General features: G+C 48.2%; 13 protein-coding genes. 3 read left to right on the top strand and 10 right to left on the bottom strand.

What is annotated here, in order from left to right:
* Window positions 1-2 precede the first annotated feature (2 nt).
* On the top strand, window positions 3-236 hold the full coding sequence (locus NG833_RS12995) for a hypothetical protein (protein ID WP_254565711.1): 234 nt from the start codon (window positions 3-5) through the stop codon (window positions 234-236).
* Between the two features lie 124 nt (window positions 237-360).
* Here NG833_RS12995 and NG833_RS12990 read toward each other — a convergent pair whose 3' ends face one another.
* The 10 genes from NG833_RS12990 to NG833_RS12940 all read right to left on the bottom strand — a co-directional run bounded on the left by NG833_RS12990 (window position 361) and on the right by NG833_RS12940 (window position 18,228).
* Window positions 361-780, bottom strand: coding sequence for an endonuclease domain-containing protein (locus NG833_RS12990; RefSeq protein WP_254565710.1), 420 nt, complete (start codon window positions 778-780; stop codon window positions 361-363).
* A 285-nt stretch (window positions 781-1,065) separates the two neighbouring features.
* Window positions 1,066-3,132 carry a dynamin family protein gene (locus NG833_RS12985; RefSeq protein ID WP_254565709.1) on the bottom strand — a complete coding sequence of 689 codons (2,067 nt, stop codon included), beginning with the start codon at window positions 3,130-3,132 and terminating at the stop codon, window positions 1,066-1,068.
* A 125-nt stretch (window positions 3,133-3,257) separates the two neighbouring features.
* On the bottom strand, window positions 3,258-5,342 hold the full coding sequence (locus NG833_RS12980) for a dynamin family protein (protein WP_254565708.1): 2,085 nt from the start codon (window positions 5,340-5,342) through the stop codon (window positions 3,258-3,260).
* Window positions 5,343-5,353: 11 nt separating this feature from the next.
* Window positions 5,354-5,704: a hypothetical protein gene (locus NG833_RS12975; RefSeq protein WP_254565707.1), complete on the bottom strand. Its 351-nt coding sequence runs from the start codon at window positions 5,702-5,704 to the stop codon at window positions 5,354-5,356.
* 361 nt (window positions 5,705-6,065) lie between these two features.
* Window positions 6,066-6,233, bottom strand: a complete 168-nt coding sequence (locus NG833_RS12970; protein WP_254565706.1) for a hypothetical protein — start codon at window positions 6,231-6,233, stop codon at window positions 6,066-6,068.
* A gap of 151 nt (window positions 6,234-6,384) precedes the next feature.
* Entirely contained in the window at window positions 6,385-7,635 is a 1,251-nt protein-coding gene (locus NG833_RS12965) for a response regulator (protein ID WP_254565705.1), read from the bottom strand.
* A 42-nt stretch (window positions 7,636-7,677) separates the two neighbouring features.
* Complete coding sequence (locus NG833_RS12960; RefSeq protein WP_254565704.1) at window positions 7,678-9,822, bottom strand: CHASE2 domain-containing protein; 2,145 nt, start codon at window positions 9,820-9,822, stop codon at window positions 7,678-7,680.
* Between the two features lie 121 nt (window positions 9,823-9,943).
* Window positions 9,944-14,725: a CHAT domain-containing protein gene (locus NG833_RS30765; RefSeq protein ID WP_305884992.1), complete on the bottom strand. Its 4,782-nt coding sequence runs from the start codon at window positions 14,723-14,725 to the stop codon at window positions 9,944-9,946.
* A 4-nt stretch (window positions 14,726-14,729) separates the two neighbouring features.
* Window positions 14,730-15,524 carry a DUF928 domain-containing protein gene (locus NG833_RS12945; protein WP_254565703.1) on the bottom strand — a complete coding sequence of 265 codons (795 nt, stop codon included), beginning with the start codon at window positions 15,522-15,524 and terminating at the stop codon, window positions 14,730-14,732.
* Between the two features lie 1,234 nt (window positions 15,525-16,758).
* Window positions 16,759-18,228, bottom strand: a complete 1,470-nt coding sequence (locus tag NG833_RS12940; RefSeq protein WP_254565702.1) for a hypothetical protein — start codon at window positions 18,226-18,228, stop codon at window positions 16,759-16,761.
* 610 nt (window positions 18,229-18,838) lie between these two features.
* Between NG833_RS12940 and psaA the strand changes: the two genes are divergently transcribed.
* Window positions 18,839-21,109, top strand: a complete 2,271-nt coding sequence (gene psaA, locus NG833_RS12935; RefSeq protein ID WP_254565701.1) for a photosystem I core protein PsaA — start codon at window positions 18,839-18,841, stop codon at window positions 21,107-21,109.
* Between the two features lie 24 nt (window positions 21,110-21,133).
* On the top strand, window positions 21,134-21,327 hold a 194-nt coding region (locus tag NG833_RS12930; protein WP_254565700.1), incomplete at its 3' end, for a hypothetical protein.

The raw sequence follows: 21,327 nt of genomic DNA, 5'->3' as shown, positions 1-21,327 counted from the left end.
TTTTGCCTCGGGTTAACAATTTTAAGGAACGCTTTGGATTGCGGAGGGACCTCTCCCCGGCCCTCTCCTACGAGGAGAGGGAGAATGAGGAACGCTTTGGATTGCGGAGGGACCTCTCCCCGGCCCTCTCCTACGAGGAGAGGGAGAATGAGGAACGCTTTGGATTGCGGAGGGACCTCTCCCCGCCCCTCTCCTACGAGGAGAGGGAGAATCGGGAGAATGAGGAAATTTTTTGATTGCTGGTAGGGGGATGATATTAGTTCATTGGTAATTTTCCCGGTTGCGGAAAAGACATTAATTCCTGAGTTCTCTCTTCTGGAAAGCAAGTGCTTTTGGAGGAGTGAGAAGGGGTTTTGCTGGTTAAGTTTCTTCTTGACAGGCTGCTGCAATACGCATAATCACCCGATCAATATTTTCTCTAATTTCCTCATTTTTTATTCGTAGCACACGCAGGTTACGGCTAGTGATAATTTGGTCACGTTCTAAATCATATTCCATTTGCTTTTCATGAGTTTTTCCATCGACTTCTACCACTAATCCAGCAGCGTGGCAATAGAAATCTGTAATAAATCCATCAATAATCTGTTGTCGCCGAAAGTGCCAGCCATTTAATCGATTAGCACGCAGGTATTGCCATAAAATTTTCTCTTCTTCTGTCATCTGACGGCGGAATGTCCTGGCTTGCTGCACTTTATCTGAACTTACCTTTTGTCCAATCACAATATTGTGACGACCTTCCTGGATGTGTCGGTCCTCTTTTCTAGGTTGTAGTTTATCCATGAGTGATCTCGTGAGTAAAATTTCATCCTTGACAATAACTAACCTCTTGCTCCCCCTGCCCTGCTAGGGAAGGGGGCCGGGGGGTTAGGTCTCTTGGTCCCTAGACCCTCTTGCTCCCCCTGCCCTGCTAGGGAAGGGGGCCGGGGGGTTAGGTCTCTTCGTCCCTAGACCCTCTTGCTCCCCCTGCCCTCCTAGGGAAGGGGGCCGGGGGGTTAGGTCTCTTCGTCCCTAGACCCTCTTGCTCCCCCTGCCCTCCTAGGGAAGGGGGCCGGGGGGTTAGGTCTCTCAACCTACAGCAATCAGTAAATCCTGATATTCGCTCTCAATATTTCGCGCCTCCAAACTGACATCAGCCTCTAACTTTTTGAGTCGGTCTAATTCACTGACCCGATTAATTTCATGGGATTCCTTTTGTGACAGCAAATTATCTAATTCTGCTTGACGGGATTTGATATCATCATCGATGCGTTGAGTCACTTCGCGGTCATAAGCATCAAAGCACTCTTTAACCGCATCGTGAATCGGCTGCCACTGTTCCTCGGCGACTTGGGGCAGATATTTGACCAGTTCTTTTTTGGTTACCTTGACCACTTCTATGCGAGCGCGATCGGCCTGAAATAACCCAACACCTAAGCCCACCAGTGCTAAAGTAATCGGCCCCAAAATAATCCCAAACACGGTGGAAATTGCCGCACTAATTCCAATCACGGCTACCATATTTAACAGGATATTTTTCCAGTCGAAACCGGCTCCCATGAGGGCGGCTCCTGCTAGATTGCCTGTGGCTAATGAAACTAATCCCATTGCCCAATTTGCCCAGGCGGGAGAGCTATCTTCTGGTAAACTGTTGCTACCGGGATGGATTTTTTGTCCGGTGAGTTTTTCGGTAATTTTAGTGGTGACTTTGGTGTAGTCAGAGCCGTACTGGGAGGCACTTTGGGCTAATTGGATGAACGCCCCATTCATCTCTTGTTCGGCGGTGAGGCTCCAAGCGGATAATTTATCATTAATGTACTGCTCAAATGCCTGCCGGAATCGGGCTTCAAAGTTCTCGCGTTTGCCTTTGTCGATGAAGTCTCCAAATTTGATATCCGGTTGATAGGTTAAGAAATCGCTTTCAAAGGTATTGCCTAAGTTGAGAACATAGGTGCGGAATGAATCGGCGATCGCCCGCGCTTTGCTATCTCGAACCTGTTTAATTTCATCCTTGAAGCGATCGCGAATATTCGTTAAAGCCTTAAACTCCGGTTCTACGGAACTAATCCGCTGCTTTAACTCATTCACATCCCCATCTAATAACGGAATCCGGCGGGCGATCGCCTCCCGCACTCGGGTCGAGGTTTGACGCGCTAAAGTTCGCGCCTGCCGCAATTCAGAAACCGCCCGTTCCTGAGTTAAAAATGCATTCAGCGCCCCTAAAAAGTTGGGAAATCCCGTTCCCTCTAACGAGGCGACTGCATCCTTGATCCGTCGTCTCAACGCTTGAATTGCTGAAATTTCAAACACCCGTTCCTCATAAATATCATGCCCATCTACCACACAATATTCCGCCAAATTTGCCTTAAAAACTTGCCGCAATCGGCTCTCGGAATCCTGCAATTCTTCCTCATCATCCGGGTCGATTAAACTCTCGCGCACCTGATCCCAAGCATTAATCAGGAAGAACACACTCAATCCCCGCCCCTTAATATAATTCTCCAAATAGCGGCGTTCTCCCAGGGTGCAAGGTTGTGATGCCCTCATCACAAATAAAATCGCGTGGCAATTGTTAATATACCCTAAAGACAATTCATTGCGCGATTCCGTATCATTCAACCCAGGACTATCAACAATTTCCACCCCTTTTTGCAGTAAGGATAGCGGGTACTCTAACACCGCATAATCTACATCCGGAAACGCTTGTTGCTGGTTCTGTTCTAGTTGTTTCGCTTCTGAGGGAGGGATGGTGTAGTTCTGTTTAAAGCTCTTAAAATCTAGCTCTTGGGGACTTTTTCCATCCTTGAAATAGACCGTCACCTTCTTTTCTGGTCCGTAGCGCAACACGGTCAGCAGGGCGGTACAAGGGTTGACATCACTGGGTAAGATATTCTCTCCAATTAACGCATTGAGAAACGTACTTTTACCCCGCTTCATATCTCCCAAAACCAGCAACCGGAAGACCCCATGCCGTAAATTTTGGCTGGCTTTCTGAGTATCTTCAATTTCTCGATCTAAGCCCAATTGCCCAGATTTGTTACCGCCTGCTGTTTCAGCTTCTTTCAAAATATCGGCTATCTTGCTGAACGCATTAGCCACATCTGCTCGCACTTCGGCGACCCGCTCTAAATTCGTAAGAAAACTTTTGGTTTCCATTTTATAGCTCTTGCTGATTAAGGGAATATCGGTGAATCAAGTTTACCCGATCGCAGTCCTTCTGTGTCTTTTCCCGACCTGAAAACGAGACCCGGACAAAAAGGCTCTACAAACCGGATGCTATTTCAGCCATTGTATGAAATTAAGGACTCATAAACCCGGGTAACGGTCCGGCATTCTGAGATGATGTCTGCCTCTAGTTTTTGCAGGCGCTTTAACTCGCTGTCTCGATTAATTTCTCGGGATTGCTTTTGTTGGAGCAAGTTATCTAATTCCATCCGACGAGATTTTATGTCATCATTCAGTCGGTTTAGAACTTCGCGGTCATAAGTATCAAAACAGTCCGTAATCGCTTGATGAATGACTTGCCACTGTTCTTCTGCGATTTGAGGTAGATATTTAATCAGCTCTTTTTTTGTCGCCTTAATCAATTCTTTGCGACCTTGTTCCGCCTGCAATGCACCCACGCCTAATCCCACGAGCAAGATTCCCAGGGGTCCAGTTAACAGAACTGGAATCGAAAAAATGGCTAAAAAGCTATAGATACCAATCACCGACAGGGAGTTAACGAGAATGTTTTTCCAGTCAAATCCTGCACTTGCTAAAAAGACCCCTGCGATGTTACCCGTTGCCAGAGAAACTAATCCCATTGCCCAACTCGCCCAGGTGGGGGACTCGTCTTCTGAATTGAAATCGCTGCGGGTATAAATCTGTTGACCAATTAATTTATCAGTCATCGTCTGGGTGATGCGACTATAGGCTGAACCATACTCGGATGCGCGCTTGGCAAGCTGGTTAAAAGCCTCCTGCATTTCTTGGTTAGCGGTCTTTTCCCAGGCGGTGATTTTATCATTCAGGTATTGTTCAAATGCCTGTTTGAATGCGGCATTAAATGCTTCCCGTTTGCCTTGGTTTAAGGATTCAAAAAATCCTAAATCCGGTTGATATCGTAAAAAATCGGCTTCAAACGTGGTGCCAAGATTGAGAATGTAGGCGCGAAATGACTCAGAAATTCCCCGCGCTTTCTGATCCCGGATGCTTTTAATTTCATCGGAGAAGCGATCGCGGATGTCATTGAGTTTCTCGAATTCCGGTTCTACGGAGGAAATCCGCGCTTTCAATTCGTTGACATCGCGATCGAGTAAAGGAATCCGACGGGCGATCGCCTCCCGCACGCGATCGGTACTCTGGCGCGCTAAAGTTCGCGCTTGCCGCATTTGAGCTACCGCTCTTTCTTCCGTCAAAAAGGTATTAATCGCCCCCATAAACTCGGGAAATCCCGTCCCTTCTAAGGATTGCTCCGGGTCTTTCACTCGTCGCCGCAATGCCTCAAGTGAAGAAATTTCAAACACTCGTTCAGGATACAGATCATAGCCATCCACCTGACAATAATCAGCCAAATTGCTATGAAACACCTGCCGCAGTTTTTCCTCTGCTTCTTGGAGTTCCTCTGTATCATCCGGGTCAATCAGTCCCTTGCTAATTTCATCCCAAGCATTAATCAGGAAGAAAACCGTTAATCCCCGCCCTTTGATATAATTATCCAAATAGCGGCGCTCCTCTAAAGTCACGGGCTGACCCGCGCGGAGTACGAACAAAATTCCATGACAGTTATTGATATAATTAAGGGACATTTCATTCCGCGCTTCCGTATCATTCAGCCCCGGACTGTCCACAATTTCAATGCCCTTTTCCAGTAATGCTAAGGGATATTCAACCACAGCATAGTTCACATCAGGAAAGGCTAACTTTTTCTCCTGTTCTAGGGTTTTTGCCTCTTCTGGGTTAATGGTATAACGCTCCTTGAAGGTAGGAAAATCTAACCGTTCTGGAGGTTTGCCCTCTTTGAAGTAAACCGTCACGGTTTTCTGTTTTCCGTAGCGTAACACCGTGAGCAATGCCGTACAGGGATTCACATCTGCTGGTAATAGATTCTCTCCAATTAAAGCATTTAAAAAGGTGCTTTTTCCTCGCTTCATGTCGCCCAGAACCAATAGTCTAAACACCCCCTGCCGTAAATTTTTGCTTCCGAGAGTCAGGTCCGCGATGTTGCTTTCTAATCCCAGCTTTCCCGAGGTTTTATCCCCTTGAGATTCGTCAGTTTCTAATAAGTCAACCATTCGTTCAAGACAGGCAGCGACCTCAAATCGGACTTGAGCCACTCGTTCCAAATTGTTAAGAAAACTTGCGGCTTCCATTTTATAAACCATTGGTATTTCCTCTATTTATTAGGTTTATCTGAGTCAAAAAAAAGTTTGTAACCGACCCAAGCGATCGCCCCAACAATCACCGCACTCGCCACCATCGTTCCCACCCGAACAGCGGCAAACACCACCACCACCATCAGGGCATACTTTCCCACCCGTTTGAGTTTTCTTCCCCAGCGTTGCAGTTTCGATTCAACGGGTTCTTCTTTAAGGGTTTGATATAGCGGAGGTTCTCCTTTGTATAGCTCCATCTCCATTTCCCGCAGTCGCAGCGATCGCTCTCGCTCTGCAATTTCTCGTTCTCGCTCTGCGAGTTCCTTTTGCCGATTTTGTTTTTCTGGGTCTGGGTTGCGTTTGTTATTCATCTGCCTTCACCCTCTCTATACAATAAATTTCAACCCTGGGTTGAAAAATTTGGCTCCCAATCAGGTCACTTTTTCCGCTTTTATTGTACGCTTCTCTCCTCAATCCTGGCAAGTTCATTTCCCTCAGAAATTGGATATTGCTGGAAACCATTTAACTCACTTACCTCCTTCATTTAGATTAAACATTTTACCGCATTTTCATGGGTTTATATTACAATCAAATAATTGTAATATATTTAAAAAATTTTTAAAACAAGTCTTTTTCATGATTCTCCTAGCCCGAGAGTAGGCGTTACTCGATATTTTTTTGCCTAAATTTGTGAAGTTTTATTGACAATACCTCTTTTGATTTTGGCTTTACTTAAAATTTAACATCATCCAGATCCGGGTCTGTGATTTCAATCACAAGACCGGGCTTTCCTTTGCATTTTGTCAGTCTATTGTCGATCGCCGAATAATAGGGATCATCTAATTGAAGGGAGGTGATCCCATCCCAGCGATCGCCTAGAACGCCTGTATCAAATTTCATGCCTAGGACAAGAAACCGGGTTTCTGCTTCAGAGTTGCTGCTAATTGCTACAGATTTTCTGGAGAAACCCGGTTTCTCAGCAATCCTGGGAGGAAGACAAGGGAGTGCCTTGTCCCTACAGTCAGGATGGAAGGGCCGGGGAGGCGATCCCCTATTTCATCGGGATTTCAATAATAAATTCTGCTCCCTGTCCTGGCGCACTCACACAGCGTAATTGTCCTCCATGATTGTCGGCGATAATTTGATGACTAATGTATAAGCCTAGGCCAGTGCCGGTACCGACGGGTTTGGTGGTATATAAGTATTCAAAGACTCGGGCCATCACTTCCTCACTCATCCCCGGACCGTTATCGGCAATGGAAATGGCCACGCGATCGCCCTCAATCGGATAAGTGCGAATGGTGATGATATTGGGCTGGTTTTTCATCATTTCGGCCCAATCCCGTCCGACGCTGGCCTCATCTAGGGCATCAATAGCATTGGCAATTAAATTCATAAAAACCTGATTCAATTGTCCCGGATAGCAAATTACCGGAGAAAATTCCGCATAGTCTTTTTTTACTTCAATAGAGGGTCTGACTTCACTAGACTTTAATCGATGTTTTAAAATTAACAGGGTGCTATCGATGCCATCATGAATATTAAACGGGATTTTTGTGGTTGTATCAGACCGGGAAAAGGTCCGTAATGAATTACTCAAATAACATATTCGATCGCTGCCTTCTTTCATGGAAGCAATCACTTCGGGAACGTCATTCACAATGTAGTCTAGGTCAATTTCGTGAATTTTCTCAGTAATATCTTCTCCCGGTTCGGGAAATTTCCCTTGATAAGACTGAATCAGTTCAATGAGTCCATTCATATAATCCTCAGCAATTTCAATATTACTGGCAATAAACCCCACAGGGTTATTAATTTCATGGGCGACCCCTGCCACTAATTGACCCAAAGCGGTCATTTTTTCATTTTGGATCATTTGGGTTTGAGCATCCAATAGTTTTTTGCGGTCTTCCCTAAGTTTTTGGACTTCACTTAAGGCTCGATTTATGGTAATTTCTAAGTCTTCAAAATCAATGGGTTTAGTCAGAAAGTCAAAAGCCCCCCGATTCATGGCGGTTCTAATATTTTTCATATCGCTGTAGGCGGACACGACTACCGTTTCGATGCTGGAATCGAGTTCGCGGATTTTTTCGAGTAAGGTTAGGCCATTCATTTGGGGCATATTAATATCAGTGATGGTCACCCTAATTTCAGCATCATCTTGTAAGGCTTCCAGGGCTTCTACGCCATTCCCGGCAAATATAAATTCATATTGTTCTGAGCGAATCTGCTTGCGAAATTGCCTTCTAATTAATTTTTCAAAGGAAGGTTCATCATCTACAAATAAAATTTTGGGTGGCATAGCTTACTCCGATTATAGGGATTAAAGGATGAATTGAAGGGGTTAGTTAGAGGGGTTGGCTTGGGGTAAGAGAATCATAAATTCGGTATGATCTCCGGGGTGACTATTGACCTCTAGCTGTCCGCCATGCTGTCCGACGATGGTTTCGTATGTTAGAGATAAACCTAAACCCGTACCTTCTCCCGTAGGTTTGGTGGTAAAAAATGGATTAAAGATTTGATCCAGGATGTTTTCGGGAATCCCAGGACCATTATCTCGAATCCGGATTTCTACCCAGGGGTCCCTTGCTGGTTCCGTGGGGCGATCGCTGCTTGTACGGGTTTTTACTGTGAGGGTAGGGCGATATCCATCGGGATCAGCTTGGTATTTCTCATACAGGGCGTAACAGGCGTTATTGACGAGATTCAGAAAGGCACGGCTCATATCCTGGGGTACAATATAGATCTCACTGATTGCTTCATCATAATCGGTTTCGATCGCAATCGAAAAATTCGGGTCTTTATTCTGGTAATTGTGGGAGGCTAACTCAATGGCCTCACTTAAGATCGCATGAAGATTGACCCGCGATCGCTGGCCTCGTTCAGCCTGAGATAGCAGCAGCATTCCCTCAACAATTTTTTCTATTCTTTCTCCATGCTGTTTGATATCCACCACGCTATCTTTTAAGTCTGTCAAAGTTTCATTGAGATATTCTAAATCTAAGTCTTCTAAATTCTCCCGAGGATTATCCAGTTCTTCAATCAGTTCTTCGGTTAAATCCACGGAAATCGAAGCAAAGTTATTGACGAAGTTGAGGGGATTTCTAATTTCATGAGCAATGCCTGCGGCCAGGGAACCGAGAGAAGCCAATTTTTCCTGGGCAATCATTTGTTTTTGAGCCGCTTTTAACTGTTCCAGGGTGAGTTTAAGCTGTTGATTTTTATCTCGTAATTCCACGGTCCGTTGTTCGACTTTCACCTCTAAGGTGCGCGAATACTCTTCAATTTGTTTATAGGACAACTGGAGGTTTTCTAAAAGCGTATAACCAATTGTCGCAATCGCTGACCCGATTAACGCTAACAACGGAGGAACAAGGGGAATCCACCAACTGAGTCTAAACGCACTATAAACCGTCACGATTAATACCAAGGTGGCTAGGGAAATCATCACCCCAGTCCGGGGAAAAGAGATATAGGGTAACCCTTTAATATCTCGCCACTGACAGGTAAATCCAGCGCCAATCACCCCCCATAGAAAAATCCACAGCCATTCTATCCCCTCAGAGGCGGTGTGAATGGTTGATTCACTCTCTAGGGCCGTTGCAATCAGATGACTGGTCAGATTGGCATGAATTTCTATCCCCGCCATCGCTTCCGGAATGCCCGATAAGGTATTACTATAAGGCGTTAAGGAAAAATCTTTCAGACTAATGGCCGTCGAACCAATTAACACGATGCGATCGCGCATTAAATCCGGCGGAATTTGATTCTCTAACACATCCATCAAAGAGATGCTTTCAAAACTCCCTTGGGGTCCGCGATAATTTAACAAAATTTGATAGCCTTCATCTGATGCGCGGACGTAACCGCCATCATAAGCGCTAAAAGGGAAAAATACTGCTTTTCCTAATTCAATGCTAGTCTCATCTTTCATCTGGGGAGCAATTCCTTCTCCCTCCAGATAAATCATGGCCAACTTAAAAGCAAAGCTAAAGACGAGTGTTCCCTCTTCATCGCTCAAATATAAAAACCCACGACGAATTTTATTATCCATATCCCAGGGAAAATCATTCGCCCCCACCTGTTCGAGGCTATTCAGAATGGGAGACGGTGCAATCTCCGCTTGCTGTTGATTCCCTACCACTTTGCGAATTCCAATCAAATTCGGGGTTGTTTCCAACACCGTTTTTAATTGCTCAAACCCGGGTTCTACCGGCAAATCCCGATAGATATCTAAACCGATCGCTCTCGGTTCCTGGGCCTTGATTTTTTCAAGTAATTCCGCCAGGACATCATCGGGGATCGGCCAGGTTCCCAAAGTAGTCAAATCATTTTCATTAATTCCAATAATCAAAATCCGAGGGTCGGGGGGCGGCACAGGCCGAAGCTGAAATAATACATCTAGGGTTGATAATTCCAGTGCCTGTAATACCCCACTCATTCGCAGCAAAATCACCAATCCCGCTACCGTCGGTGCGAGGATTGACACTCTGCGCCATTCCCAAATTTTTAGCTTAACCTTGGCCCACATAGAATGTAAGAATTAAGAATTAAGAATTAAGAATTAAGACAGCCGAGAAGTTCAATTCTCAATTCCTAATTCTTAATTACTACCAGGGACTGCCAATCATTGTAAAACCCGCCCAATAATAGGGGTGTCTTAACTCTCGATTCCCGAGGCGTGAAAGCTCCGGTGGGAGTTCTACGTTTCCGAACGACCCGACCAAGGCCCCATTTTCCAGATGCACAGTCCCGCCAATCATGGCGATTTGTGCTCTCCTCAATGCCTCTGCCTTAATCGGGGCCGATCGCAAGTTTTGGTAAAACTCGCTCATCAGTCCCAAAGTCCCCGCATCATTGGCGTACCAAAGACTGGCTAAGGCTGATTTAACCCCGGCTTGCACCGCTAATCCAGCAAAGCCAAATTCCGCCTCTAAATCTCCGATGGCCGTGCGACAGGCGGATAGCACTAACAATTCTACGGGCGGATCGTTCCATTGTAACTGCTGCATCCGGTCCAGGTGTAATTTTTCCCCCCATAACTGGAGGTAGGAGTTATCTCGCGCTCCCGCGTTAAATTGGCCGTGGGTCGCTAGGTGAATGATCCCGAACGGTTCTTGTTGGCGCAGTTCTTTCAATTTATCCAGGGTGACGGCTTCATTCAGGAAGCCAGTACCGGGCCATAATTGATTAACAATAGTGTCAATTTCTACCGGCACCGCGGGTAACGGATATTGGTCAGAAAATTCTGACAATCCCATCGCTAACACTTCGGTACTTTTCCAGTTGCTATAACGGGCATCGGTTAAATGCAGGCTGGGAATTAAGGTGAGGCTGTATTTTTCGACTAAAAACTGCTCCCCATCATGTAAGGCGGCAATGGGCAACATCCGCAATCCCGCATCCATACTAAAAATGGTCGTCTCAATTCCCAAGCGTTTAAGGTCCGGTTCTAAGGGGGCAATAATCCATTGATAGAGTTGCTGGGCCGGGGCTAAATAACTGGTTGTGCGCCGTCTGGCGACATTGCCAATTTCTCCCTGTAAACGCTGCAATTCTTGGAAAAGGACGGCTTGGTTGGCTTCAGGAACACTTTTGTAAATCGGTTTGCCCACAGGGGGAATTAAGACTAAATCTAATTGCTCATTTCTAGAAAATACATAAATCAGACCGGCATTTTTGCCCGTCAAGTTTTCCATTTCTCTGAGCTTGTTTTGAATGGCCTCAAAGGATAAATAAGGAAGATTAATATTCTGCCCTAAATATTCCTCAAAGTCCTCACTAAACACGCGATCGCCCATTTCAATCGCCAGTTCTATTTCCCCGGAATCTAGCAGGCGATCGATATCGCTGCGATTGTTCAAGTTGAGAATGGCTGGTTGAGTCAAAATATCAGACACAGACCGTTCTTTGCTTTCTTCAAGTCCCGGCGACCCCATAAACCGATCGCCTAGGGAAGGTGTCCAAGGATAGCCCGTTTCAGTCAAGGAGGGAACATTCATGAGTGCGGGTTCTGCTGGAACTGGGGTGGCGATCGGGGGTTCAGGTAAGCCCCCCGGACCCTGAGTCTCAGGTTCCGCCACCGGAGTGGGCGCGGGTTCTGCCACCGGAGTGGGTGCGGGTTCTGCCACCGGAGTGGGTGCGGGTTCTGCCACCGGAGTGGGTGCGGGTTCTGCCACCGGAGTGGGCGCGGGTTCTGCCACCGGAGTGGGTGCGGGTTCTGCCACCGGAATGGGCTCACTGATATCGGGTTCCGGAGAAGTCGGAACACTGGGTTCAGGGATCGGGGTTTCCGGTGTACTGGATGGCGAAGGCGGTAAGGGCAGGGGGTCGATGTTAGGGGCCGGTTGGATCACCGGGGTAAAAAAGTTGTCCTCCTCGTTCGTCGGGGGTGGAGTGGGTTCAGGTTCTTCATCTGGTGGTGGAGTGGGTTCAGGTTCTTCATCTGGTGGTGGAGTGGGTTCAGGTTCTTCATCGGGCAGGGTGACATTTTCAATGTTAAAGGCACCGCTTGTCCCCGTGGCGATATTTTGGGGAAGATTAACGGTAACTTCGCCAGTATAATCGGAATAATCCAGGCGATCGTTCCCTCCTGCACCATCGAGTCTGCCAAAGCGCGCCCCATCGCGAAACACAAACGTATCACTGGCACTACCGCCAGTCAAGTTTTCAATATTTTCAAACCTCATGTCGTTGCCATAGCCGCTGAGAGTGCCTCGGCCCGGGCCTGTGAGGGTCCAGTTAGTATCCTGGTTGGGACCTATGAGCGTCTCTCCACCGGCGATCGTCACTGGCGCATTGAAATTAAATGCGCTATACAGAGTTACATTCCCGGTACTATCCGGTCTCCCGATGACAATCGAGTTAAAGCGATTAGTGAGGGCATTTAGCAGGTTATCGCTTAAGATCAAGGTGTCATTGGGTAGATTATTGTTCGTCGGTGCTGCGACCGCCACATTTCTATCTGCGGAACCGGGTTCTATGACCAATCGTCCGCGCCCGATCGTGGCAATGTTTCCCGTAGCCTCAATCGCATTCGCTCTCACATTGAGGTTGTTCGTGTTGATATTGCCTCCCAAGCGCAGGGTTCCCGTGCTGGCATCCAGGTTAATGTTTCCCGGAGTCGCATTAGAATTAGTGGACAGGTCCTGGCTTGTGATATCGCCGCCCTCGGTATTCAGTTCGATGAGCCCGCCATCGCCGGAGGCCGAAGATGCATCAATCCTAGCATTTCCAGTTTGGATAATGATTCTTCCCTCCCCTGCGGCATTGAGACTAATCTCTCCTCCGCTTCCCTCTCCATCGGATTTAGCAACAATCGTGCGGGTTGTAATATTCCCAGTTTCAGTCGTCAGGGTGATGCTTCCCCCATCCCCCGATCCGGAAGACGCATCTAAAATCGCGTTACCTTGGCTAACATTAATCGCCCCAGTCCCTCCCGCCGTCAGGATAATATCCCCGGCAGTTCCCTCGCCATCAGATTTGGAGATAATCTCTCCCGTGGTAATATCCCCAGTTTCAGTTGTTAGGGTGATTGTCCCGCCATCTCCAGATGCGGAAGACGCATCTAAGTTGCCCGGTTGGATATTAATCGCCCCGGTCCCTCCTGCTTGCAGGGTAATATTTCCGCCAGTCCCCGAACCTGTAGACTGGGAAATTAGCTCACGAGCTTGAATATTGCCATCGCTACTGGTGAGGGAGATATTTCCCCCATCTTCTTCTGCGGAGGTATCGATCGTGGAAACTGTGATATTCGCTCCAAAAATCTCAATATTTCGCCCTTGAGCCTGGATCTGGCTGGAGGGATTCATCAAAAAAGCGCCGGTTCCTTCGTTGTCGGCATCCGCCCGCAATACAATGGTTTCCCCGGGGACAAATTCGAGGGCAACATTATTGGCAATTCGGATATCATTGGTGGCTTCTAGGATGATATTGCCACTTTGATTTTGAAGCGTTTCGGCAGAAATTGTAATAGTGGCCTCGGCAAATTCATCGTCCTCACCGGCTAAAATATTCGGCAGTAAATCGCCTACATTAGAGGGGTCATCTTCATCATTAGAGATGATAATATTCAACGGGTCGAGGAGCAGGGTTCCGACACTTCCGTGGGTGGCGCTGACATCAACGATGCCTTCAAAAATGAGGTGCTCTTTGCCTGAAACTTCTACAAATCCGCCATTTTGGGAGGGAGTAAAAGGGTCGGAACCGCCTCGGGCGCTAATGTTGCCATAGAATCCGCTCAGGCGATCGCTCCAGACAATGGCGCGTCCCCCATTCCCGGTACTGAGGGCATCCACTCGAATAGTGGAATCGGGACTGATTAAGGTGCGATCGGCACTAGGCAATCGACTCCCGCCTTGGAAATCGCCACCGAGATAGACTTCGCCCCCGCCATTGCCTCCAGAGGCATCGAGGGTTGAGGCGATCGCCCCAATTTTTTCCCCTAAAATCGTGACGGTTCCCCCCGTTTGCACCCCATCAGCAACGGAAATCTCACCGCTGACAATGGTGGTTCCTGACTCTGGGGCCCAGGATAAATTTGAACCCGTTAAGGTAATCGTGCCATCAGGATTCACCACGGCACCTCGGGCGTGTCCCTGAGTGAGATTTCCTTCCGTGAGCAGTTGGGGTAACTGGAGGGGAGAAATTCCCATCTCGGCACTAGGGGCGATCGCCTGGAATTCCAGACTCAGCAGCATTCCTTCTTGAGACAAGCGCACGCGATGGGGTCCGGGGACACTGGCGATGGTAATGTTGCCCCCAGGGGCGGTTAAGGTTCCCGTATTTAAAACCGTTCCCCCCAGTAGGGTAAGATGTTCCCCGCTGCCAACGGTCAAATCTCCGGCATTGACAATACTTCCAGCTTGAGATTGAGTAAAATAAAACTGATTGGGGGACCCGGTGAGGCTGTGATAGGAAGAGCTTCCCAATACATCAAAACTCGCTCCAGAGTTGAATCCGAGCGAGTTGGCAGTGGTGGCAAAAAAAGACCCCGTGAGGTTTAACTGAGCTGTAGGACCAAAGAGGATACCTGCCGGGTTGATTAAGTATAGATTGGATTGGCTGCCGCTGACTTGTAGCAGCCCCTGAATTAAAGAAGGGTTGCCCCCGACAACCCGAGTGAAGATATTCTGGATGTCGGGATTTGCCCAAAAGTTAGCCGTTTGACCCGCGTCTAAACCAAAGCGATCGAAACTGTGGAAGAGATTGGAGCCATCACTGGAGCGACTACCCCCCTGGATATCAAAGCGATCGCCATCATGGGTAACTTGGGTCCCGGTTCCATCCACAGCGGGAATTATCGATTGAGTCCTTCCCGCTTCTAGGAAAACGCCCCACCAACAAACTACGGCCAATAGGGTACTTGGGCCCATTACCCATGATGACTTCATGCCATTACTCCTGACTGATTTGAGTCGCATCTACAAGGGGTTCTGTTGCGAAGTCCCCCAATTCCACAGAATCAAGAAACTGTTGCCACCGGGCAAACAGGACGGTATCCTCGGGATTATCCCGGCGCATTTGAGCCAGAATGCTCAGAGCATCATGCCAAATCCCTTCCCGAGCATAGATCGAAACCCGACTGCTCGGTGTTTTGGCATTTTTGAGTTCTAGGGCAATGGTTTCATCCGGTTCCACTCGTTCGATCCAGCCATCCACCACAATATCCCCGGTGCGATCGCTCGCATCGCAGACCATCTTTAAGTACCAATGATAACTTTTCCCCGGATTTAGGCTGGTCGTATCATCCACAGGTAAACTGTGACTAATAATCCCCCCTTGGGGAATCTGGATTTTGGCTTGATAAACCACATTCTCCTCATTATCCCCCTCCACCAATTCAAACTCTAAGGTTTGGGGGCCTGATGTGGGTACATACCAGTAAAATGTGGGGTGTTCGGCCAACGTCAAGGGCATCGCATCACCGGGGGTTAAGGCTGTCAAAGGTTTTTGGCCCGATCGATAGGTTCCACAGCCTCTAGTGCCGCCTTCTGCCGTCCGTTCCGGGGCCCCGCGATCCGGTGGCGTGAATGATTGACTCAGTAACCAAGGACCCCCAGTGGTTGGAGAGAGGGAATCCGGTTCATTTTGAGCCTGCGCCTGCAAATTCAGACCCGGACTCATGACCATTCCCACACATAACGCCACTGAAAATGTGGTAACTTGTTTAAACGATTTGTTCCAAAGCATAATACGGAAGCTCCCTTCATCTCATCAAATAATCGCGATCGCCCCTAACACCCTCTTCCCCGGGGGGAAGATTGTCGAGCCTAACTTTAATACGGGTAATAAAAGCTACCCTTTCTGTTATGCCAATAATTATTGGGATCGTCAATACGAAATTTAGAATTTACAACTCAAGATATAGCTAGACTTTGCCCTTTTAACCTAACTGAGGTATAGATCTCCTCCCGATCGGGGTGTAGATTTTCAGACAACCCCTATCTGACTCTGTTCCGGTTTGAAGATTGGGTATAACTTTCAATCCAGTGGCTCAAAACTTCATCCAGTCAGGGCCAATTGGCCATCTTTGGGATCCGGGTTGGTGGATCCTATGCAAGTACAGACTCTCCCTCCTACTATGACCCTTCGTTCACTCCCTACACGATCAACAAAGTGACGAATTCTATAAATGATTTGAGACCCACCCCACAGACTCCAGGTTAATTTTACCCCTATAAACCCCTACTTTCATTGTAACTCTCAGAATCAAATACTTGCTTCAGTATTTTTACTGATTTAGCTCGGTTCTGCCTTGCGGTTTGAGTTTAAAACCCAGTCCAATCAATTTTCTTACAAGTTGATTTCCAAAAAATCTAACAATTTAATGATTTTGGCTATAAATATGCTACAATTTTGCGAATAAATTAGGCGATGCTGACCCTCCACCCTACCGCTCAGAAAGTGGTTCTGTTTATCAGAACAGTTGTTTCGTTACCCCGATTCAAGTCACCCGAATTTTGCAAAACAAGGGACCGCTAAGGGAGGAAAATTGTGGTGAATTTCGCCTCCACTGTCTTCAGGGGTAAATCAGTCATTCTATTCAAAACGAATCAACGCACCAACAGCTAAAGTGATGTCATTATTATTGGACCGGAATTAAACTTATCTTAACTTGGACAATCTGGGTTATCTAATTAGATAATGCCTTTCCCCCGCAAAGGTATTTTTTAGTATTGCCTTCTTTTGTATGACTCTTTGACCTAGAGGAATTTTGTCAAGTGTTTATGGGCTGTTTTGTTTTGATGGTAGTCCAGTTTTTTTGGCCCCAAGAACAACCGACTCAGGTTTATACAAAACTGAACACTGTCCAGTTGCCTGCATTTAAGCGAGAAACCAATTTCCTCACTTTATCTTACTTAATCAAAAAGCCCGCTTAAGCGGGCTTTTTCTATTATAGACCAACTCAAAGATCAACTGCCAGTTATTCGATGGGTTGGAGGATCGGCTCTACCTCACTTTCCGTTGGGGCCGGTTCTGGGGTGAGTTCTAGGGGTTCGGTCTCACTCGGTTCTGAGATCACTTCTGGCACGACTTGCGGTTCCGGCACTACGGGGGTGGCGGGTTCTGGAGTGGGACGACGGAAGCGATCGCGCAGTTGATCCCATCGCGATCGCCTCACAGGTTTTGCAGCCGGTTCCACAACTTCAGGTTCCGGTTGGACTTCCTCGGGGACCAGTTCCGCTGATTCTTCGGTGGGTGTTGGGGCCACAGTCTCCGGCATCGGCAAATATTCCTCGGGGACCACTTCTACCGGCATCTCTTCCGGTTCCGGTAGGGGCAGCAAAGACTCGGGTTCCGGTGTAGGTTCCGGGGTGGGTTCCGGTGTAGGTTCCGGTGTAGGTTCCGGGGTGGGTTCTGGGGTAGGTTCTGGGGTGGGTTCTGGGGTGGGTTCTGGGGTGGGTTCTGGGGTAGGTTCCGGTGTAGGTTCTGGTGTGGGTTCCGGAGGTGGGTTATAGGTGGGGTCTACAATAACGATCGCCTTTTCGGCTTTCAGGTCCCCCCGGACTAACCGGGATAAGGTATCTTTGCCCTTCGGTTGATAGTCGATCGCCTGGACTGTGGTATTAAATTCATTGTTGACGGGATTGCCTTTCTCATCCAGGAATTCCACCTTGACCCAGTTTTTCCCTTTCTTAAATCCTTTCAGATAAATCGGGTCCCAGCGATCGAGTACAAAGCTTTCTCCATTAATCGTGACCCGAATCCGCCAGTCGGCTATTTCATCCGTGGCGTTTTCTTGGGCGACGAGGTGTAATGGGGCATTGGTCAAGTAGAAGTCCAGCATAATCGGTTCTGCACCATAACTCCCTTGAGGACTGCTGTAGGTGAGTAAGGGTTTAGTGGGATCCGGTTGGTTGTCCTCGCTGGGGGCAAACAAATGAAAGGTGGTTTGGGCGTATGCCCCTTCGTTTTTAAAGCTTTCATACCAGGGACGGGAGGCGAAGACTCGGAGAGTGTGGGTCCCTGGTTCTAGGTCAGTTAAGAGGATGGGTTCCCTGACATCATAAATGGCTTGATAGGGATGGTGGTCTAAAAAGAGATGGAGGTGGGGTCCCAAGCCGAGGTCCTGATTTTTGAACAGGGGCAAATCCCGTACTTGGAGTTGGACGGCAACGGTACTATCCTCCAAGACTTCCCCGGGTTTGGGGCTTAAGATCTGGACTTGAGGTTGATAGGGGTCTAAGGCGAGTCGGAGTTTTTGAATTTCTTCCGGGGGGGAGACTTCGGAGATTTGGGACTCGCTGTCGATCAGGACGGCTTGGGAGGCTTCGACGTTGGGGGGGGCTTCGATGCGATCGCTACAGGCCCCTAAGCCCAAGAGGACAATGATGGCGGCGATCGCACAGAGTAACGATTTGACAATCGGCGATCGCGAATTTCTACCTAACACTTAGCAATTCTCCTATATGAGATCAACCATGAAAACTTGTTAAGTCTTTCCATAAATAAAACCAATGATGGGCCATTTGCCCAAATAAGAAGATGAAAGGCGATCGCAGCGGTGAAAGCAGACAATCCGAGTCCCGGTTTAAATGCCCTGGAAACCGCCCGAATCCTGACATCCCCTCATCTTGCAATTGTACGCCAGTTACATCGCCTAGCACCGATTCGAGGCAAGTATTAAGTTATGTTAATTTATGCCAAAACCTCTTGACTTTTTCCCAAGAGTTTGAAATACAAAGCCAATCCCCGATTAAATTGTGGCTAATTTGAATTATTGTTAAGCAGTGCATTCAGATAACCGAGGTGGCCTTATAATGCACGAACAGAAGCCACTAAGGTTGTCTTGCTCGACAGACCAGCATTTTGCTGGATTTTTAGAGCGGTTACTACACAAAACTCCGAGTTTGGATTAAACTAACAAACTTAAGAACCCTTAAAAGGTTTTTTAAAAAGTTGTAAGCCACCCAACACTCACCTTTGGTAGTGAACCGTTGTGTCAAAGCAACACCTTGGGTGGAATGTAAATTAGGTCCTTGTCTAGAGAGAGGAGAGTCTCGATGACGATTAGCCCTCCAGAGCGAGAGGCAAAAGTCAAGGTAACGGTGGATAAAGATCCCGTTCCCACCTCATTCGAGAAGTGGGCCAAACCGGGTCACTTTGACCGTACCTTGTCTCGCGGGCCCAAAACCACCACTTGGATTTGGAACCTGCACGCTAATGCTCATGATTTCGATAGTCACACCAGCGATTTAGAAGACGTATCGCGCAAAATTTTTAGCGCACACTTCGGCCACCTGGCTGTAATCTTCATTTGGTTAAGCGGTGCCTATTTCCACGGTGCCAAATTTTCCAACTATGAAGCATGGCTGAGCGACCCGACTGGCATTAAACCCAGTGCACAAGTGGTCTGGCCGATCTTCGGACAAGAAATTTTAAACGCCAACGTTGGCGGTGGATTCCACGGTATTCAGATCACCTCTGGCTTATTCCAGTTGTGGCGTGCCTCTGGTATCACCAATGAGTTTCAACTCTACTGCACCGCGATCGGTGGATTGGTGATGGCAGCGCTGATGCTGTTCGCCGGTTGGTTCCATTATCACAAACGCGCTCCCAAACTGGAATGGTTCCAGAACGTGGAGTCGATGATGAACCATCACCTGGCAGGATTACTCGGTCTCGGCTCTTTGGGCTGGGCGGGTCACCAAATTCACGTCTCTTTGCCGATCAACAAGCTCCTGGATTCTGGGGTGAATGCGAAAGACATTCCCTTACCCCACGAGTTCATTTTGAACCCGAGCTTGATGACCCAGCTATATCCGAGCGTGGATTGGGGATTCTTCAAGGGAGTAATTCCGTTCTTCACCCTCAACTGGGGCGTTTATAGCGACTTCCTCACCTTCAAAGGTGGCTTGAACCCCGTTACCGGCGGTTTGTGGTTGACTGACACGGCACACCATCACTTGGCGATCGCCGTTCTGTTCATCATCGCAGGCCATATGTACCGGACCAACTGGGGCATCGGTCACAGCATGAAGGAAATGTTGGAAGCCCATAAAGGTCCTTTCACTGGTGAAGGCCACAAGGGTCTCTACGAAATCCTGACCACCTCCTGGCACGCGCAACTCGCCATTAACCTGGCAATGATGGGGTCCCTGAGCATTATCGTGGCCCATCATATGTATTCGATGCCTCCGTATCCATACATTGCCACCGACTATCCAACTCAGTTGTCCCTGTTCACTCACCATATGTGGATTGGCGGCTTCCTGATTGTTGGTGCAGGTGCTCACGCATCCATCTTCATGGTGCGCGACTACGATCCAGCCAAGAACGTCAACAACTTGCTCGATCGCGTCCTGCGTCACCGTGATGCCATCATCTCTCACCTGAACTGGGTCTGTATGTTCCTGGGCTTCCATAGCTTCGGGTTGTACGTTCACAACGACACCATGAGAGCCTTTGGTCGTCCCCAAGATATGTTCTCGGACTCGGCCATTCAACTTCAGCCTATCTTTGCCCAATGGGTGCAAAACCTGCACTTACTGGCTCCCGGTAACACCGCTCCGAACGCTCTAGCCCCGGCTAGCTTCGCCTTCGGTGGAGATGTGGTCGCGGTTGGTGGAAAGGTTGCTATGATGCCGATTACCCTCGGTACCGCAGACTTCCTGATTCACCACATCCACGCTTTCACGATTCACGTTACCGTTTTAATCCTGCTCAAAGGGGTTCTGTTTGCCCGTAACTCTCGTCTGATTCCAGATAAGAGCGAACTCGGCTTCCGCTTCCCTTGCGACGGCCCCGGTCGTGGCGGCACCTGTCAAGTTTCCGGTTGGGACCATGTGTTCCTCGGTCTGTTCTGGATGTACAACTCCCTCTCCATCGTGATTTTCCACTTTAGCTGGAAAATGCAGTCCGATGTGTGGGGTGCAGTGTCTCCCGATGGCACCGTCGCTCATATTACCGGCGGTAACTTTGCCCAAAGCTCGATCACCATTAATGGTTGGTTGCGCGACTTCCTGTGGGCGCAAGCCTCTCAGGTGATTCAATCCTACGGAACTGCCTTATCCGCTTACGGTCTGCTGTTCCTCGGCGCTCACTTTGTGTGGGCATTCAGCCTGATGTTCCTGTTCAGCGGTCGCGGCTACTGGCAAGAACTGATTGAATCAATCGTCTGGGCACATAACAAACTGAAAGTTGCCCCGGCAATTCAGCCTCGCGCTCTGAGTATCATTCAAGGACGTGCGGTTGGGGTTGCTCACTATCTCTTAGGAGGTATTGTGACGACCTGGGCATTCTTCCTGGCCCGCATTATTGCAGTCTCAGGATGATAGCGAGGAGGAGCTAAAAAAAACATGGCAACAAAATTCCCAAAATTTAGCCAAGACCTCGCGGCAGACCCGACAACTCGTCGGATTTGGTACGGGATTGCAACCGCCCACGACTTTGAAAGCCATGACGGAATGACCGAGGAAAATCTTTACCAAAAGATTTTCGCCTCCCATTTCGGACACCTGGCCATCATCTTCCTCTGGACATCGGGCAACCT

Source organism: Oscillatoria sp. HE19RPO, from assembly GCF_024220515.1.
GTDB lineage: Bacteria > Cyanobacteriota > Cyanobacteriia > Cyanobacteriales > Laspinemataceae > Laspinema.
Note: the sequence above shows the minus strand (reverse complement) of the source record. Positions and strands in the feature narration are given on the sequence as shown.

Bases quoted from the DNA above. Each gene is read 5' to 3' on its own strand.
- NG833_RS12990 (WP_254565710.1), bottom strand. From the start codon at position 780: ATGGATAAACTACAACCTAGAAAAGAGGACCGACACATCCAGGAAGGT.
- NG833_RS12985 (WP_254565709.1), bottom strand. From the start codon at position 3,132: ATGGAAACCAAAAGTTTTCTTACGAATTTAGAGCGGGTCGCCGAAGTG.
- NG833_RS12980 (WP_254565708.1), bottom strand. From the start codon at position 5,342: ATGGTTTATAAAATGGAAGCCGCAAGTTTTCTTAACAATTTGGAACGA.
- NG833_RS12975 (WP_254565707.1), bottom strand. From the start codon at position 5,704: ATGAATAACAAACGCAACCCAGACCCAGAAAAACAAAATCGGCAAAAG.
- NG833_RS12970 (WP_254565706.1), bottom strand. From the start codon at position 6,233: ATGAAATTTGATACAGGCGTTCTAGGCGATCGCTGGGATGGGATCACC.
- NG833_RS12965 (WP_254565705.1), bottom strand. From the start codon at position 7,635: ATGCCACCCAAAATTTTATTTGTAGATGATGAACCTTCCTTTGAAAAA.
- NG833_RS30765 (WP_305884992.1), bottom strand. From the start codon at position 14,725: ATGAAGTCATCATGGGTAATGGGCCCAAGTACCCTATTGGCCGTAGTT.
- NG833_RS12945 (WP_254565703.1), bottom strand. From the start codon at position 15,524: ATGCTTTGGAACAAATCGTTTAAACAAGTTACCACATTTTCAGTGGCG.
- psaA (WP_254565701.1), top strand. From the start codon at position 18,839: ATGACGATTAGCCCTCCAGAGCGAGAGGCAAAAGTCAAGGTAACGGTG.